Here is a 15874-nt window from a genome sequence, read left to right as displayed (position 1 = left end):
CAGCAGGCGACAGATGACGACGAAGAAGGCGACGAAGCAGAAGCCCGTCTCCGTGATGGGGCGGCCCCGAGGGTTCGACCGCGACGAGGCGCTCGTCGAGGCCATGCGTGTCTTCTGGGCACGTGGCTACGAAGGCACGTCCATCCAGGACCTCGTCGAGGCGATGGGCGTCAACAAGCCCAGCCTCTATTCCATCTTCGGTTGCAAGGAGGAGCTCTTCCGCGAAGCCGTCGAACTCTATGACCGGACCGAAGGCATCCATGTCTCGCGCAGCCTGGAGGATGCGACCTCCGCGCGCGCGGCGGTGGAGGACATGCTGCGCGCCAATGCACGGGCCTATACCGCCGCCGACAAGCCACGGGGGTGCATGATTGTCCTGGCGTCGCTGTTGGGTGCGCCGGAGAACGAGGCGGTGCGGACCTTCCTCGCGGAGAACCGCCTGAGCGGTGAGCGCGCGTTGAAGCGCCGGCTCCAGCGGGGAGTCGCCAACGGAGAGCTTCCCAAGTCCACTCCCGTGGAGAAGCTCGCCGCGTTCTACACCACGGTGCTCGAGGGCCTGTCCATCCAGGCCCGCGATGGTGCTTCCGTCGAGAAGCTGACCGCCATCATTGATGCCGCGATGCTCGCGTGGCCACCTGTCGCCGGTTGAGCTGTCATCAACGAGCCAGGCCCCGCCGACTCTCGCCCCCTTGGGCAGTTCATCCGCGCGGGCTCGTGGGTGCCGAGGCGGAAGCGGGGGCCTTTAGCGGTTCTGGATGACGAGCCGCGCTTCGTCCCAGACGAGCCCATGACGCAGCAAGGTCTCCGAGAGGGGTGCTCCCGCGGTCGGAGGATGCGCCAGGGTGTCGAAGTGGAGGAGTCGGAGGGTGCGGTCGGAGGACGCCGAGGCCAGCACGGACATTCCAGGTGAGAAGGCCACTGCCGAGACAAAGCCCTGTTGGCCCCGGACGCTGCCCAGCAAGTCTCCGCTGGGAAGGCTCCAGACCTTCACCCGCATGTCCATGCCGCCGGAGGCCAGGAACCTGCCATCGGGCGACACGCTCAGCGACAGCACGCCCACGGCGCCCTCATCCATGCTCTTCAGCAGGAGGCCATCGCTGGCGTTCCAGAGCCGGATGGGCTGCTTCATCCCCGCCGTCAGCAGGTGGTTGTCGCCCGGCGTGAATGCCAGGGCGCGGACGCGGTCTCCCACGTCCCACTGTCGCAGGGGCTGGCGCCGCGCCAGGTCCCAGAGACGCACGACCTTGTCCGCGCCTCCGGAGGCAAGTCGCGTCCCCGTCGAGTCGATGGCCAGGGCCCAGAGCTTCCCCGTGTGCCCGACGAGTCGCCCGAGCAGCGCGCCGTCCGGCACCGACCACAAGGAGACGTCCCGGTCATCACCCACGGCCAGGACCTTCCCGTCCGGACTGAAGGCGAGCGCCCGCACCGAGCCTTTCACCGTGGACAGCTCACGGAGCTGCCGGCCCGTGGCTGCTTCGAGCAAGCGCACCTGTCCCGTCAGTGTGCCCGCGGCGAGAAGCCGACGGTCCGGGCTCGACGCGAACGAGACCACCGCCTCCGTGCGCTCCGCTCGTGATGCGGGGACGCTCCTGTCCGCGAGGTTCCAGCGGCGCACGCCGTCCTCCGCCCCGGTGAGGAGCTCCTGTTCCTGGGTGAAGGCCAGCGCTTCCACCCAGGCCTCGTGACCTCGAAGCAGGACCTCTGCGGGTGAGGCGGGCCGGGCCCAGACATGCAGCGCTCCATCCATTCCCCCGGACGCGAAGGTGCGTCCATCCGGCGACAAGGCGATGCACGCCACGGCGGCGCGGTGGGCATCCAGGCGCTCCAACAGTTCGCCGCTGCGAGCATCGAAGAGCTGCACGCGACCATCCCAGCCCGCCTGGACGACGAGCCGGAACAGAGGGTCGATGGCCGTCGTCGAGATGTCGGCCTGAATCCTCAACACGTCGACGAGCTGCCCGGACCGGGGATTCCAGAAGCGGATGGAATGGTCCGAGGCCGCCGACATGGCGAGGCTTCCATCGGCGGAGAAGGCGGCCGACACCACCATCTCCTCATGGCCGGTGAGGCGATGGAGCGCCTCGCGGGTCTCCAGGTTCCAGACGCGAGCGGTCTTGTCCATGCTCGTCGACAGCAGCCATCGGCCGTCCCCCGAGAAGGCCACGGCGACGGCATACGCGTCGTGCTCGAAACGCAGTTGCTCCGTGCCTGTCGCCACGTCCCAGACGCGCACGGTCTGGTCCAATCCGCATGACGCGAGCTGATTTCCGCTGGGGGCAAAGGCCAGTCCCCGCACGACATCGGTGTGTCCCTGGAAGACGGCCACCTGTTGGCCCGTGCGAACATCCCAGAGGCGAATCTCTCCCGGCCGTCCGGCGGAGGCCAGCAGGCGGCCGTCCGGAGAGAACGCGACGGCGTGCACCTCCGCCGCATGGCCCTTCAGCTCCGCCACCGGCTCACCGCTGGCCGTGTTCCAGAGACGGATGACGGCGTCGAAGCCCGCGGAGGCCAGCAGCTTCCCGTCCGGCGAGAAGGCCGCCGCGAGCACGGAGCCCTCTGTCTTCGTCGTCCAGAGCTGGCGGGAGGCCCGGTCCGTTGCCCACCCCAGGCCCCATCGCGCCTCGGCGGAGTCCTGTGTCGCCCGAGCCACGGAGAAGTAGCCCACGGCGAGCCCCCACTGCCGGGATTCGAGGGCTGCGTCCCCCTTCGCCAGATACACGCGTGCGCGGAGGTCCTGCTCGGTCGGGGAGGGTTGAAGGACCTCGGCCTGGCGGAGGGCGGGGCGAGCCGCACAGGAGGTGAGTACCCACGCCAGAATCACCAGTCGCCAGCTCGGTCCGCGCATGTCTGGGCTCCTTTGTAGCGAAGCCGGCGTGCGAAGACGATTTCAAGCGCGCGTTTCCAGAGCGACGCCACTCAGACGTCGGTGGTCTTGGGTATGGCGCTTCGTTAGCGTGCGGGCCTGATGCACACTCCGCCCATGCCGCCTCCGGACAACCGCCGCACGAAGTCCCCCCTCCTCATCGCCGCCGGAGTGGGGCTGCTCGTCGTCCTGGGCCTCGCGATGATGCTTCTCCGTGGCGGCCGGAACTTCGCGTGGACCTCGGAAGATGTCGGGGGCCTCGCGGAGCTGGCGTCCATCCAGTCACAGCTGCAGCCCTTGGACGCATGCAGGATTGAGTACGGCGCGCGTCGTGGCGGTCGCCAGGTCTTTGGCTCCTCGGATTCGGTGAAGGTCTTCTCGTGTGCCGAGTCCAGTGAGGTCGTCGGTGTCGACGTGCCCATCGAGCGGAGGACGGAGGGCGTCACCTTCGACATGGCCCGTCAGTCCAGGACGGAGCCGTGGGAGGTCCTGGTCGACAAGGACCGGGTGGCGCTCCCCGCGCTCAAGGGCGCCCTGGAGCAGCTCGCGCCCCTCATCCTCGAGCAGTACCCGCCCGTGCTTCTCCGGCAACGAGAGCAGAGAGATGCGTACGACCGCGAGCTGAAGGCGCGGAAGGACGCGCAGCAGGCGCGCGAACAGGGCGCTCGAGACTCCTATCCGCGGTGAAGTGGTCGGGAGCAGGTCCCGCACCCCTCCACCCTTGGGTATTTCATCGAGCGCGGCCTTCCACGTTCGGCTGAATCCCCTTTCGTGACACCGCCCGTGGCCGTGCCTTGCCCTGGAGGGAGAAGCGCTCGCTCAGGAGTTGGATGAAATACGTCAGCGGCGCGGAGCGCTGGCGGGAGGCTCGGGTGACGGCGCTCCAGCGGCGGCGGATTCCGCGAGGGGTGAGTCGGACCGTGTGCAGCCCGTTGCGTTGGGCCGGCAGCATCCATTCGGGCAGCGCCGTCACGCCGACGCCGCCACGCACCAGCTCAATCAGCGCCTCGGTGAGGGGCACGGGGGAGACCCGCTGCGGCTCGAGGCCCTCGGGCCAGAACACGCGCGTGAAGATGTCGAGCTGCTCCCGAGGCGCGGCATAGGTGAGCAGGTTCTCCGACACCAGTTCCCGCGCCGTGACGTGCCCTCGTCGCGCCAGCGCGTGGCCCTCGGGGACCACCAGCATGAGCTCGTCCTCGAAGAGCGCCGTCTGCGCCAGGCGGGCCTGCCGAGGGACGTCCGTCGTCAAGGCGAGGTCCAGCTCGCCATTCAGCAGCGCTCCCAGCGGCTGGCGCGTGGCCTCCAGGACGATGCGCAGCTCGACGCGCGGGTGCTCGGCCTGCCATCGCCCGAGGATGGGCGGCAGCCAGCCGTACACCGTGTAGCAACCCGTGCTGAGCCGCAGCAGGTCGTCCTGCGGGTGCGCGCGGCAGATGGCCTCGGCCTGGGCCACCTCGCTCAAGACGCGCCGCGCGGAGACGAGCAGCTTCTCGCCCGAGCCGGTCAGGAGCAGCCGTCGCTGGCGGCGCTGGAAGAGCTGCACGCCCAGGCGCTCCTCGGCATCGCGGAGCTGATGGCTCAGCGCCGAGGACGTGAGGTGGAGCTGCCGGCTCGCGGCGGCCAGACTCCCGGTGTCGGCGACCGCGGCAATCAGCTTGAAGTGACGGAGCTCGAGCATGCCGGGCAGTTTCACATGAACCCCATTCAGCATCATGGAGAAATCGTTTCGCTGCGCTCATGGCCTCGGCCTCCTTAACGTTGGCGTCCCCATGCAAGGAGGGCGGACAGATGCCCCACACCGACAGCTTCCCGAGCCCGCAGAGCCCTGTCGTATCCCCCTGGTCGTCCGTGCGAATCGACGACATCGAGCCCGTCATCGTCGGCCCTGGCTGCCTGCGCAGGGACCTGCCAAGCACACGTGACGTGAGGGTCTGGGTCGTGGACATGGCTCCCGGAGCTCAGTGGCCCTCCGTGGACGTCCACGACACCGGCGAGGAGGTCTTCGTGGTGAGCGGTGAGCTCATCGAGGGAGAGCAGCGCCTGGGCCCAGGCACCTACCTGTTCTTCCCACCCGCGAGCCATCACCAGCCGCGCACCGAGACCGGCGTGCGCCTCTTCGGCATCAATCTCGTGGCCTCCTCGGTGGCGCGATGAGCATCGACAACGGGGACCTGCTGGTTCGGCCCGCGCGGACGGGCCGCCGGGACTTCCTGCGTGCGGCGGCCGTGCTCTCCGCGGGCGCGGTCCTGTCATCCCCTGGCGTGGGACGCGCGACGAAACCTGTCGACACCGCGACGCTGCGCGCCCAGCGGCTGGCCTGGGCCGGAGTGCGATTGCGGCTCGGTCAGGACACGCTGTTCCTGGACCCATTGGTCGACTCCACCGTGTGGGGGGCCGCGCTGAAGGATCCGCTCGTCCCGATGGACGCGGGTGACGGCGGGCGCTACGTGCTGGTGACGCATCGCCATCCCGACCACTTCGACCGGATGGCCGTCCGTCAGGCGCTGGGCGACACCGGCACGCTGGTGTGCCCCCCGGACATGGCCGCGACCGCCGCCGCGTCGGGCTTCCGCGTGCGGCCCGCTCCGCTCTACGAGCCGGTCCTGCTCAATGACTTCACCGCCACCGCCGTTCCCGCCGAGGATGGTTACGGAGACACCCAGGTGTCGTGGATCGTCTCCGGTGGAGGCCGCCGCGTCATCCACTGCGGTGACACGCTGTGGCACGGGTCCTGGTGGCACATCGGACGTCAGTTCGGCCCCTTCGACGCGGCGTTCCTGCCCATCAACGGGGCGCGCTTCGGTTGGCGCAAGCCCGTCAGCGACGTGCATGGCGTCCTGACCCCGGAGCAGGCGGTCGCCGCGGCTGTCGTGCTGGGAGCAAAGCTCCTCGTGCCCATCCACTACGGCGTCACGTCCTCCGAGGACTATCAGGAGGTTCCGGGCGCGGAAGCGCTGCTCCTGGCCACGGCGCGCAAGAGGAAGGTGAACGTGGAGCTGGCGCGTCCGGGGGAGTGGCTGACCTGGCAGGCTCGGGGCTGAGTCCCCGCGCGCGGAGGCCGGGAGGGGAATGGCGGGGTGTGGCACGGAGAGTGAAGCTTCGCATACAATGTTTCACTCTCTCCGCGTCAGCGAAAGGCCCCTCGCACCATGGATTCCTCTTCCTCGCCCAAGAGCCCTCGGCGTGCCGTGGTGTGGTCGACGATGAAGTCGTACCTGAACGAGGCCGTGTCGTCGGCGCGGACGCGGCTCAACGAGCACGTTCCCCAGTTCGGGGCGCTGGAGCAGAAGTACCGGCAGCTCTGGTTCTCGCGCATCTACCAGCACAACTTCTGGCTGGATTCGGAGTCGCGCTCGGGGCCGGGCTCCACGCTGAAGGCGACGGAGTCCATCCGCCGCGAGTTGCCGGAGGTGCTCCGCAAGGCCCAGGCAAGGACGATGCTGGACGTGCCCTGCGGCGACTTCAACTGGATGCAGCACGTGGAGCTGGACCTGGAGCAGTACATCGGCGCGGACATCGTCCCGGACCTCATCGCGCTCAACCAGCAGCGACATGGAAGCGAGCGCCGCCAGTTCATCGTCCGAGACCTCATCCAGGATGACCTGCCGAAGGTGGGACTGGTCATGGTGAGGGACCTGTTCATCCACCTGTCGTATCGGAACATCTTCCGGGCGCTGGCCAACCTCCGGCGCAGCGGCACCGAGCATCTGCTCGCGACGACCCATGTGGGCTTGAGCCGCAACGAGGACATCGTCACTGGCCTGTGGCGGCCGGTGAACCTGCGGCTGGCGCCGTTCCATTTTCCGGAGCCCATCCACCTGGTGGAGGACGCTCACAAGGGCCGCCACATGGGGCTGTGGCGGTTCGCGGACCTGGACCTGAGCCAGGGCCAGAAGACCGGTACCTGACGCAGGCCGCCCGCCCGCGGCATCCCGGCCGATGACCTCCTGTCCGTGCCTCATGGTCGAACAGACCCTTGCGTGCGGACGCGGCCCGCCTGGGTGATGGGCCAGAGGCCTGTCCGTGCCTCACGGTCGAACAGGCCCTTGCGTGCGGACGCGGCCCGCCTGGGTGATGGGCCAGAGGCCTGTCCGTGCCTTACGGTCGGACAGCCCATTGCGTGGCAGCCGGTGGCCGACGCGCACGAGCGGTTCGACCGCTGGATGGGGAGTTGCTCGGCGTTACCGCGAGGATCCTTGGGCGTGGAGTTCGAGCGGGAGCGGCGCCTGAAGCTGAACCTGCTCGCCCGAGCGTGGATGCTGGAAGGTGAGCGACTCCGCGTGCAGCAGGTAGCCGCCGTCTCCGGGCAGGCCCGGGTGCTCCGCCAACGGCAGGCCCCCCACGGCGAAGAGCGGGTCCCCCACGAGCGGGTGGCCGATGAAGGCGAGGTGGATGCGGATCTGCTCGGAGCGCCCCGTGTGGATGTCCACCTCGAAGAGGGTGTGCTCGGTGCGCCGCTCCAGCACGCGGGCCGTGCTGTGCGAGGGCTTTCCCCGTGCAGTGGCTCCATGCACCTCGCCCAGCAGCGGGTGGGGCACCAGTCCGATGGGCGCGCGGATGTCGTACGTCTCCTGGGTCGCGATTCCCTGGGCGAGTGCGCGGTAGCGCTTGTGTACGCGGCCTTCGCGCCAATCGCTCGCCAGGCGCGCGGCGGCGTCGCGGGTGCGGGTGAAGAGCACGAGGCCCGACGTCGCGCGTCCCAGCCGGTGCATGGGAACCGCCTCGGGCCATCGCGCCTGGACGAAGGAGAGCAGGGTGTTCTTGAGGAAGCCTCCCGAGGGCAGGGTCGGCAGTCCGCTCGGCTTCACCACGACGACCAGCTCCGCGTCCTCGTACACGAGCTCGAAGGACCGCGGAGTGTCCGCCTCTTCCCAGGGTGGGCGGTGCCAGCAGAGTAGCTGCCCCGGCCTCAGTGACTCCGAGCCGTCGGCGATGACGTCGTCGAGTCGCACCTCGCCCCGCGCGAAGCGCGCCCGCCACTCCTCCTCCGAGGAGTGACGATACTTGTCCGTCAGGTGGGCGAGCGCGCTGCTGCCCGGTCGGCTCCCGAGCTTCTCGCGGTACACATAGCCATCGTTGAGCAGCACTCGCGCACCCTACACCGCGTGCCCTCGTGGTGGGAGACACTCCGCTTCCCGCCGCCGTACTCCGCGTCTTGCTCACCGCCCACAAGGGGGTGACACATGGCTCCCCTGGGACGTGGAGCTGGCGCTCCCTGAAGGCTGTCCTTGCGAGACTGTTGCATCCAGGGTTCAGTAGACAGCCATGGCCTTCGCCCCCTGGCTGCCCTTGGTCGTCGCCCTGCATTCCGTACCTGCCGCCCCAGCGAAACCGGCGCCTGCACCTGTCTCCTTCGCGAGCTGGTTCGACGCGCGCGTGAAGGAGGAGGTGCCGAATATCACTGAGCGGTACCAGGTGGACCTCGACGGTGATGGTCGCGAGGACGAGGTGGTCTGCTTTCCCATGGCGTCAGTCGACCGTCCGAAAACCTGGGACGGACCTCCCGTCACGCTGGTGGGACTGGCCAGTGGTGAGCGCTTCGCGATGAGCGGAGGCGCGGGAGTGGACGAGCCTCTGGGCTGTCCGTCGCCCACCTCGACCGCCTCCGGCTCGGGCTTGCCGACCCTGCTCCTGCAACGTGCCGGCGCGGGGACCTCGTCATCGGTGACGCTGCGCTTCGACCGGAAGGGCCCGATGCTCGTGGCGAGCAACGTGAATCCACGCTTCAGCTTGAGGCGCATGGATTTGCTGGCCCAGAGCGCCGCCACGTTCCACTACACACCACCGGACCCCGAGGACCCTGACTCCGAAGGGAATGAGTCCAAGTGGGAGGGTTCGGCTCGGGTGGTGTCGGACCTGGAGTCCACGGTGCTTCCTTCTCCGGGACAGGTCACCTGGGGGCAGAAGAACTGGAAGGGGCCCGAGGATGCGGACCTGACGGTGAGCCTGCGTCGCCGGGGCGACCTGATGGTGGTCAGTGTCCGGCTGAGGGATGACAAGACAGTGGTCGCCGCGGATGCGAGTCCCAAGGCCATCCTCGCCGCGGACCACCTCGAGCTGCGATGGATGGAGTGGGGCACCACCAGGTTCATGAGGGACCAGCAGGTGGAACTCGGGGTCGCGCGCAACAAACAGGGGGCGCCCGTGGCCACGTGGTTCAAGCCTCCCAAGAAGAAGGACACGCCACCGCCGACGATTCGGTGGACCGCCCCGGAGGCCGTGGAGGTGGAGGTGCCCCTGGCCTGGTTCATGCCGACGCCCGCGAAGCTCGATTATTACGACCCGACAAGGGCCACGGCCCAGTTCACGGTGTTCTTCTCCGATGGCGACGGGCGCGGACAGGAGACGCTGGTGAACGCCGACCCGGGCATGCTCTTCGTCGCCGACCCGGGACGGCCCTTTCCCTCGCTGGCGCAGGTCGTCCAGCCGTGGGTGCGGGTGGAAGACGGCGCCACGCTGCGCAGCCTCCTCTGGTAGTCGTTGGAACGGTCAGCGTGGCAGTGGCGCGAGAGCAGCCACGCTGACGGTGGAGTGCCGAGCCCCTCGGTGCAGCCAGCGGCCCCACGGCCCAGCTTTGCGCGAGGAGGATTCCATGGCCTTTTCCGCCAGACAGTCGAACGCGCCCTTGCCTCTCGGCACGCTCGCGCCGCCCATCCGTGCTCCGGTGACTCCGGACCAGAAGGTCTCGCTCGAGGAGTTCCGAGGGGCCCCGCTGGTGCTGGTGTTCTACCCAGCCGACTGGAGCCCGGTGTGCAGCGATGAGCTGGCACTCTTCAACGAGCTGATGCCCGAGTTCGAGCGCCTCGGCGCGAAGGTGGTCGCCATCTCGTGCGACGGCGTGTGGTGCCACCTGGCCTTCGCCCGCGCGCGCAACCTCCACATGGTGCTGGCCTCCGACTTCCACCCGAAGGGAGCGATTTCGCGCGCCTACCATGCCTACCGGGAAGAGGACGGTATCTCCGAACGCGCGCTCTTCGTCATCGACGCCGAGGGCAAGATTTTCTGGAGCTACGTCTCGCCCGTGGCGGTCAACCCTGGTGCCGACGGCGTGCTGGACGCACTGGAGCGCCTCGCAGGGCAGGGCGCCGCCGAAGATGAAGGAGGCCCGTCCCTGAATCAGCGCGAGGAGAAGACCGAGCAGGAGGCACGGCCATGAGCAGACTGCGCACTCCCGTGGGTTCCCATGACCACATCCTCGGACCTGTCGACGCTCCCGTCATCCTGGTGGAGTACGGCGACTTCCAGTGTCCCTTCTGCGGACAGGCCTACGAGGAAGTGAACAAGGTGCTGGCCTCGATGGGCGACCAGCTGCGCTACGTCTTCCGCCACTTCCCCCTCACCCAGGCGCACCCCTACGCGCTCCAGGCCGCCGAAGCCGCGGAGGCCGCCGATGCCCAGGGCAAATTCTGGGAGATGCACGGCATGCTCTACGAGAACCAGCAGGCGCTCGACCCCGAGTCGCTGCTGGCCTACGCCCAGAAGCTGGGATTGGACATGGAGCGCTTCACCCGCGAAGTCTCCGAGCACCGCTACCTGGAGCGCATCCGTCGCGACTTCATGGGCGGCGTGCGCAGCGGAGTCAGCGGCACCCCGGGCTTCTTCATCAACGGCGCGCGCTACCAAGGCGACTTCAGCGCCTCCTCGCTCATCACCGTCCTTCAAGGCGGAGGTATCGAGTCGCCCAGCTACTTCTGAGCCCACGCGTCGCCCATGACTGAATGATGACCGTCTGATGGAGGCGAACACACCCTCGTGGGCGAGTGGCTGCGTACCGTGGCGGTTGGGTGCTCCCACCCAGGGGCCTTCGTGGCCCCACGCGCGAGGAGGCGCGTTCCGGATCCGCCATGCAATTCACCCTCTCGGGGCTGTGGGCCCACATGGGCCTCTTCGCGCAGGGCATCGTCATCGCGATGGGCATCATGTCCGTGCTGTCATTGGTCATCCTCGCCGAGCGCTCGCTGGTTTTCCGTGCGTCCCGTCGACACTCCCGCAGGTTCGCCTCGGAGATGGCCACGTTGCTCTCTCAAGGGGACTTCGAGACCGCGTCCCACGCGAAGCTGGGCGCGGACGTGGGCTACCTCGGCCGGACCATCCGCGCGGGGCTGACGGCGTACCGCATCTCCTCCGATGACAGTCGTGACGAGGTGATGGAGTCGGTGGCGCGCAGCCTGGAGCGTCAGGCTCAGCGCGAGGTGCAGAGTCTCAAGCGCGGCCTGGGCCATCTGGCCACCGTGGCCTCCACCGCCCCCTTCGTGGGCCTGCTCGGCACCACCATGGGCATCGTCACCGCGTTCCAGCAGATGGGCGAGGCAGGGGCGGGCGGCATTGGCACCATCTCGACAGGCATCTCCGAGGCGTTGGTCACCACCGCCTTCGGGCTGCTCGTCGCCATCCCCGCGGTGATGGGCTACAACTCCTTGCAGGGCTGGGTGGATGCCCGCGCCGTGGACCTCGCCGAGGCCAGCAACGAGTTCCTCGACGCCGCGGCGCGGGCCCTCAAGCGCGCGCGCTCCGCCGTGGTGTGATTCCCTCACCTACTCGGCGATGAGCAGCACCTCGCGGCTCGTCTGGTTCGTGGAGAGCGCGTACTGGTAGTCCCGCGCTCTCACCGTGACCTTGCGCTTGTGCCGCTGGAGCATCCGCTTCAACTCCTCCACCGAGGGGACTCCATCCGAGCGATAGGACACGACGAGGATGCTGTCCCGCCACCGCTCGAACACCGCCTCGAAGGCCGACGCGATTCGCGCCGGGCTGGCCCACGGCGTCTCCACCCGCCGGTAGGGTTTGTGTTTGTAGCGGGCATCGAACCTCTCCGGCCAATTGCTGTACTCCGTCAATCCCTCCATGAAGTGATAGAAGCCCAGGTAGTCGACGCCAACACCCTTGGCCGAGATGTACGGCGGGTCGAGATACGCCAGGTCTGCTTGGGCTTCGAGCCGCACCGCGTCCCCACACGTCGCGACGTTCGCCCGGCCGTTGTCGAAGATGGCGTCACTCGCGGCGGAGGCGGCCTTGGCGATGTGGTCCGCGAAGGGCCTGTCCCACGTCGCCTTGTTCCCGAAGGAGCGCTCGACGCTCGCCTCTCGCATGTAGAGGTTGGCGCGGTGGAACAGGTTGTAGGGGCGCTTGGCGATGCAGGCCTGGAACACCGCGTGGTACGCGAGGGCTTGTTTGTAATCACCCGGCAGCTCGGCCAGGTTCTGCGCCAGGACGTCGAGGAGCTGGTTCTCGTCGTCCGGGTAGTAGATTCCACCGAAGGTCCGCGCGATGAAGTCTCCATAGGTCCGCTGCCGCCGGGCGAGCAGTGCTGACACGTCGTCGCGCTCGAAGCGCGTCGAGGGGTTCTCGATGAGCGCCTTGCCGATGAGGTGGTTGGAGCGAAGGCAGTCGTTGTAGTGGACCTGCTTGCCTTGCACCTTGAAGAGATAGGACACCGAGCCCGTGCCGCCGAAGAGGTCGACGACGGAGTCGAACTCCAGGGACTGGAGCTGCTCCCAGAGCCACCCGAGGACCTTGAGCTTGCTGCCCTGATACCGGGTCGCGGGGAAGCGCTCGATGGAGGGCGGGGGGCTCACGGGCTGCTCACGTAGACGAGGCCCTCGGCGCCGGTCAACCTCCGCGACGCCCAGGGGCCTACGGCGTCGGAGGCCGCGCGGGGGGCACGGTGTCTTGTGGAGGGGGCACGGTGTTCACGGGCGCGGAGGTCCCCGTCGGAGTCACGAGGTTCGCGGGGCCCGGGGCCTCTCCTGGCACCGAGGGCTCGGGTGGCTCGTGTCCGCGCAGGGCGATGGCGGGCAGTGAGGCGGTCAGCACACCCACGTCGAGGAAGCCGTGGAACCCCTCGTCGTCCAGCTCCGGGAGCATGCGGATTGCCGCGGGCGCCTCCGGGCGAATCGCGACCTGGGGACCCGGGGTGATGCCCATGATGTTGCAGTCCATCTCCCCGTTCAGCTCCAGGTCACATCCCCACCGTCGGCCCTGCGCGTAGCCCACCTCCAGCACCTTCAAATCCCGGGTGTTCTGAAGCAGGTGCTTCGACATGGGGACGAAGTCGTCGCTCCAGTCCGCGTCCCCCAGCCGTGTGTGGGCATTGCCCGCGAGCACCAGGAACACGTCCTGGGGGCGCGCGCTGCGCGGGTTCAGCACCTTCCGGGCCATGTAGGCGTCGCGTGCCTTCCCATGGTTCATGTCCGTGTCCATGGCCACGACGAAGACGGAGCGCCCGGCGGCACGCAGCGCCCGGACCCGGTCGATGAGGTCCATCACCGCGCGGCTTCCCCGGCCGTCCTGTTGCAGCTTGCGCCAGAAGTTCCCGCGCAGCAGCGCATCCTGGTCCGCGGGGCGTCCCGGGCTCGCCAGATAGGTATTGATGCGCTCCTGCTCCTTCTCCGGGATGGCGAGGGCCACGGTGACGCCGAGCCCCGTCTGGACGGCCTCGCACGCCAGGTCGCCCACGGTGGCGGGAATCTCGCGGGTGCCGAGCTGCTCGCCAATGAGCACCGTCAGCCCGGGCCGCAGCATCGACTGGAAGCCGGCGACTTCCCGCGCGCAGGGCTCCGGCACCTCGTCCTTCCAGCGCGTGAGATAGAAGGACGGGTCCCTGGCGAACGAGTCATCGCGTGCGAGGCGGAGCGAGCCGGTGAGCGTCTCCAGCGAGGGGCGCGACTCCAATCGCAGGGTGAGGGTCTGCTCCAGCTCCAAATCCCGGGTGCCCTGCACGGCTCCGTTCAGTTCGACCCAGGGCGCCACGTCTCGCTCCCGCTGGGCGAGCTCCACGGGTGCGCCTCTCCTCACGAAGCTCTGCTCGAACCGCTCCATCAGCATGAACCGCGAGTTCAGCTGCCCTGACGCCTCGGGCTTGATTTCAACGTCGTTGCTGAAGGCCACGCGCTTCATGCGGAAGATGCGGATGACGGACTCGCGCTCGGAGATCAGCTCGCCGGCCACCAGATAACGCGTGGAGTCACCGTCGCTCTGCCATCCCCAGGACTGCGCGCTGAGCTGCGCGGTCCGCCACTCGGTCAGCAGATATCTCGGGTCCTCGAGGGGCTTGAGGACCCAGCCCTTCTCCGTCATGAGCTTCGTGGCCTCGGCCAGGGCCTTGTCCACGGGTATCATGAAGATGTGCTCGTAGCGGGGCTGCTCGGGCTCGGGTGCGACGGGGGGCGCGGCCTCCGCCACGGCTGGCGCCTGCGTGGGACGCGCGGTCGTCGCACATCCCGCGAGGAGCAACACGAGACCGGCCAGGGCTCGACGCATCGGAGGGCTCTCTTCCTTCGAAATTCCGCAGGCGGGGCTGGAACGTCCGGCCGCCCGAAGAATATCGGAAGCGTCCACCAGGTCCTCCATGGGCCGTTCGTCACCGTCGAGGAGGGGAGGGCTCTTCCCTCGTCCAGGCTCGATGGGGACGTGCTCGCGCTCCAACGCACCTGCGGGTTGAGTGGGTCACCCCGACGATGAAGTGGTGAATGTCCGACAACACGCTCGCACCGCGGTGTCACGCGAGCGCGGCACCTCGGCATCTTCACGATGATGATTGCCCGGGGGGCCGGAATGACGACACACAGGTGGTGGATCGTCCTGCTATGGGTCACCGGCTGCGCCGGAGCACCCGAGTACAGCCGTGCCGGTGAGTTGCTCGACACAAGCGTGGATGACTCGGCGGAGGACTGCGCGCAGTCAGCCGGGGACAACGACGAAGGCTGCTACGCCCCTTCCTGTGGCGAGGAGGAGTGTGGCCTCTACCGCTGCGAGGACCTCGCCTCGCCGCCGTATGCACTGAGATTCCCACCCGCGCAGGCCGCAGGAGGCGCGACAGCGCGCATCCAGAGGTACTGGGGCGGAGCTGTTCCCCTTCCAGGGCGGCAGCCGGTGTTCATCATCCCGTGGTACCGGCGCGACAGTCTGCCGAGCGTCAAGGCGGCGCGGAAGGCCATCGCGGATTGGAGCCGTCGCGAGAAGGAGCGACACCACATCTTCCCGCGCGCCTTTGAGGCGTACTTCCGGGGCGTCGGCATCGACATCCACCAGTACACATTGCTCGTCGACGTCGCGGAACACCGGCGGGTTCATGCGGGAACAGCGGGTGCCCCGTGGAACAAAGACTGGTACGACTGGATACGCGCACACCAGCTGGACGCGACACGTGAGGACCACTTCCAGCAGGGCGGACGAATGGTCGAGCGCTATGGTCTCATCGGCGTCCCCATGACGTACTGGAAGCGACTGGCGCTGTCCGCTGCGGCGGGAGATTGAATGCGGTACTACACGCTGACACAGCGAGGCGTCGAGCCGTCGAGGTGGACCGGTGCCTACGACCTGGGACGGGAGTGGGTACTTCCCGGAGTGGAGTGCCCTACCTGCAAGACTGCTTGGGGAGGTGGAGGGTACGACTACCCGACGGTCGACCTCTCCGAACTGCCGCAGCGTCGGGACTTCGAGCAGCCGCGGTGCGTGCCCTGGGACCAATTCGTGCGCCTGCGAGAGCGCGTGTTACCGCTGGTTCCGCCGGGAGCCATCGTTAAACCAGGCACGGGGTTTGGCGCGTTGACTGGCAGGGCCCGTGGGAAATTTCCCCCCGTGGTCATCCACGTGCCGTGGATGCTCCTGATGGAGCCGGCAGTGGTGGCGCGGCTCAAGGGGCTTACGGGGTTCATCCCCGTCGCGACGCGCTTCAAGGCGCGTCCTGGGATGCGTGACCTGGTCGAGCTTGAGGTGCGGCCTAGCGGAAGCATTTCGGGAGCCGCTGCCCATGAGCCCTGCAGTACCTGCGGGCGCACGGGCTTTGTGCTGCCCCCTTTTGGCCAACTTCGCCTGAGTGAAGTGCCCACCGTCGATTTCGCGCGGAGCGGTGCGTCCGTCGTGGTGGTGAGCGAGCGTGTCGTCGAGCGTTTGGAACGCGAGCTGGAGGAGTCGGAAGTTGTCGCGGTGGACATCACCGGCGGGGCCCTGACGGCACGTGCGGTGCGGCCACCTGCCGGGGCCACCCATCACCACTAACCCTGCTGCTAT

At 68.2% G+C, this 15874-nt stretch carries 16 protein-coding genes; 11 read left to right on the top strand and 5 right to left on the bottom strand.

What is annotated here, in order from left to right; genetic code table 11:
• The first annotated feature begins 13 nt into the window (after positions 1-13).
• A complete protein-coding gene (locus tag HUA74_RS33705; protein WP_174457828.1) occupies positions 14-649 on the top strand; it encodes a TetR/AcrR family transcriptional regulator in 636 nt (211 codons plus the stop codon).
• A 93-nt stretch (positions 650-742) separates the two neighbouring features.
• Here the strand turns inward: HUA74_RS33705 and HUA74_RS33700 are convergent, their stop codons facing one another.
• Positions 743-2845: a WD40 repeat domain-containing protein gene (locus tag HUA74_RS33700; protein WP_174457827.1), complete on the bottom strand. Its 2103-nt coding sequence runs from the start codon at positions 2843-2845 to the stop codon at positions 743-745.
• Between the two features lie 120 nt (positions 2846-2965).
• Here HUA74_RS33700 and HUA74_RS33695 point away from each other — a divergent pair, with 120 nt between their 5' ends.
• Entirely contained in the window at positions 2966-3550 is a 585-nt protein-coding gene (locus HUA74_RS33695) for a hypothetical protein (protein WP_174457826.1), read from the top strand.
• A gap of 43 nt (positions 3551-3593) precedes the next feature.
• On the opposite strand, the gene HUA74_RS33690 is transcribed toward HUA74_RS33695, so the two are convergent.
• Positions 3594-4541, bottom strand: coding sequence for a LysR substrate-binding domain-containing protein (locus HUA74_RS33690; protein ID WP_254625352.1), 948 nt, complete (start codon positions 4539-4541; stop codon positions 3594-3596).
• Between the two features lie 110 nt (positions 4542-4651).
• Between HUA74_RS33690 and HUA74_RS33685 the strand changes: the two genes are divergently transcribed.
• The 3 genes from HUA74_RS33685 to HUA74_RS33675 all read left to right on the top strand — a co-directional run bounded on the left by HUA74_RS33685 (position 4652) and on the right by HUA74_RS33675 (position 6771).
• Entirely contained in the window at positions 4652-5017 is a 366-nt protein-coding gene (locus HUA74_RS33685; protein WP_246136956.1) for a cupin domain-containing protein, read from the top strand.
• A complete protein-coding gene (locus HUA74_RS33680) occupies positions 5014-5904 on the top strand; it encodes an MBL fold metallo-hydrolase (RefSeq protein WP_174457823.1) in 891 nt (296 codons plus the stop codon). The genes HUA74_RS33685 and HUA74_RS33680 overlap by 4 nt, the downstream gene beginning before the upstream one ends.
• Before the next feature lie 162 nt (positions 5905-6066).
• Entirely contained in the window at positions 6067-6771 is a 705-nt protein-coding gene (locus HUA74_RS33675; protein WP_174457822.1) for a class I SAM-dependent methyltransferase, read from the top strand.
• 273 nt (positions 6772-7044) lie between these two features.
• Here the strand turns inward: HUA74_RS33675 and HUA74_RS33670 are convergent, their stop codons facing one another.
• Entirely contained in the window at positions 7045-7950 is a 906-nt protein-coding gene (locus HUA74_RS33670; protein ID WP_141640813.1) for an RluA family pseudouridine synthase, read from the bottom strand.
• A 301-nt stretch (positions 7951-8251) separates the two neighbouring features.
• Here HUA74_RS33670 and HUA74_RS33665 point away from each other — a divergent pair, with 301 nt between their 5' ends.
• The 4 genes from HUA74_RS33665 (at position 8252) to HUA74_RS33650 (ending at position 11388) form a co-directional block, all read left to right on the top strand.
• Positions 8252-9340, top strand: a complete 1089-nt coding sequence (locus tag HUA74_RS33665) for a hypothetical protein (protein ID WP_371817347.1) — start codon at positions 8252-8254, stop codon at positions 9338-9340.
• Between the two features lie 115 nt (positions 9341-9455).
• A complete protein-coding gene (locus HUA74_RS33660; RefSeq protein WP_174457820.1) occupies positions 9456-10019 on the top strand; it encodes a redoxin domain-containing protein in 564 nt (187 codons plus the stop codon).
• A complete protein-coding gene (locus HUA74_RS33655; protein ID WP_174457819.1) occupies positions 10016-10558 on the top strand; it encodes a DsbA family protein in 543 nt (180 codons plus the stop codon). Before HUA74_RS33660 ends, HUA74_RS33655 begins: the two co-directional genes overlap by 4 nt.
• 149 nt (positions 10559-10707) lie before the next feature.
• Complete coding sequence (locus tag HUA74_RS33650) at positions 10708-11388, top strand: MotA/TolQ/ExbB proton channel family protein (RefSeq protein WP_174457818.1); 681 nt, start codon at positions 10708-10710, stop codon at positions 11386-11388.
• A gap of 9 nt (positions 11389-11397) precedes the next feature.
• Here the strand turns inward: HUA74_RS33650 and HUA74_RS33645 are convergent, their stop codons facing one another.
• Entirely contained in the window at positions 11398-12438 is a 1041-nt protein-coding gene (locus HUA74_RS33645; RefSeq protein WP_174457817.1) for a DNA adenine methylase, read from the bottom strand.
• Between the two features lie 58 nt (positions 12439-12496).
• Positions 12497-14122 (bottom strand): hypothetical protein, encoded by a 1626-nt coding sequence (locus HUA74_RS33640; protein ID WP_174457816.1) that lies wholly within the window; start codon positions 14120-14122, stop codon positions 12497-12499.
• A gap of 294 nt (positions 14123-14416) precedes the next feature.
• On the opposite strand from HUA74_RS33640, the gene HUA74_RS33635 reads away from it, so the two are divergent.
• A complete protein-coding gene (locus tag HUA74_RS33635; RefSeq protein WP_174457815.1) occupies positions 14417-15118 on the top strand; it encodes a TIGR02269 family lipoprotein in 702 nt (233 codons plus the stop codon).
• Positions 15119-15862 (top strand): double-CXXCG motif protein, encoded by a 744-nt coding sequence (locus HUA74_RS33630; RefSeq protein ID WP_174457814.1) that lies wholly within the window; start codon positions 15119-15121, stop codon positions 15860-15862.
• Positions 15863-15874: the final 12 nt, after the last annotated feature.

Source organism: Myxococcus sp. CA051A (genome assembly GCF_013336705.1).
Classification (GTDB): domain Bacteria; phylum Myxococcota; class Myxococcia; order Myxococcales; family Myxococcaceae; genus Myxococcus; species Myxococcus llanfairpwllgwyngyllgogerychwyrndrobwllllantysiliogogogochensis.
This window is presented reverse-complemented; position numbering and strand designations above follow the sequence as displayed.

Excerpts from the sequence above, each read along its gene's own strand:
- HUA74_RS33660 (WP_174457820.1), top strand. The coding sequence starts at position 9,456 with ATGGCCTTTTCCGCCAGACAGTCGAACGCGCCCTTGCCTCTCGGCACG.
- HUA74_RS33655 (WP_174457819.1), top strand. The coding sequence starts at position 10,016 with ATGAGCAGACTGCGCACTCCCGTGGGTTCCCATGACCACATCCTCGGA.
- HUA74_RS33635 (WP_174457815.1), top strand. The coding sequence starts at position 14,417 with ATGACGACACACAGGTGGTGGATCGTCCTGCTATGGGTCACCGGCTGC.
- HUA74_RS33705 (WP_174457828.1), top strand. The coding sequence starts at position 14 with ATGACGACGAAGAAGGCGACGAAGCAGAAGCCCGTCTCCGTGATGGGG.
- HUA74_RS33630 (WP_174457814.1), top strand. The coding sequence starts at position 15,119 with ATGCGGTACTACACGCTGACACAGCGAGGCGTCGAGCCGTCGAGGTGG.
- HUA74_RS33640 (WP_174457816.1), bottom strand. The coding sequence starts at position 14,122 with ATGCGTCGAGCCCTGGCCGGTCTCGTGTTGCTCCTCGCGGGATGTGCG.
- HUA74_RS33685 (WP_246136956.1), top strand. The coding sequence starts at position 4,652 with ATGCCCCACACCGACAGCTTCCCGAGCCCGCAGAGCCCTGTCGTATCC.
- HUA74_RS33690 (WP_254625352.1), bottom strand. The coding sequence starts at position 4,541 with ATGCTCGAGCTCCGTCACTTCAAGCTGATTGCCGCGGTCGCCGACACC.
- HUA74_RS33680 (WP_174457823.1), top strand. The coding sequence starts at position 5,014 with ATGAGCATCGACAACGGGGACCTGCTGGTTCGGCCCGCGCGGACGGGC.
- HUA74_RS33675 (WP_174457822.1), top strand. The coding sequence starts at position 6,067 with ATGAAGTCGTACCTGAACGAGGCCGTGTCGTCGGCGCGGACGCGGCTC.
- HUA74_RS33700 (WP_174457827.1), bottom strand. The coding sequence starts at position 2,845 with ATGCGCGGACCGAGCTGGCGACTGGTGATTCTGGCGTGGGTACTCACC.
- HUA74_RS33695 (WP_174457826.1), top strand. The coding sequence starts at position 2,966 with ATGCACACTCCGCCCATGCCGCCTCCGGACAACCGCCGCACGAAGTCC.
- HUA74_RS33650 (WP_174457818.1), top strand. The coding sequence starts at position 10,708 with ATGCAATTCACCCTCTCGGGGCTGTGGGCCCACATGGGCCTCTTCGCG.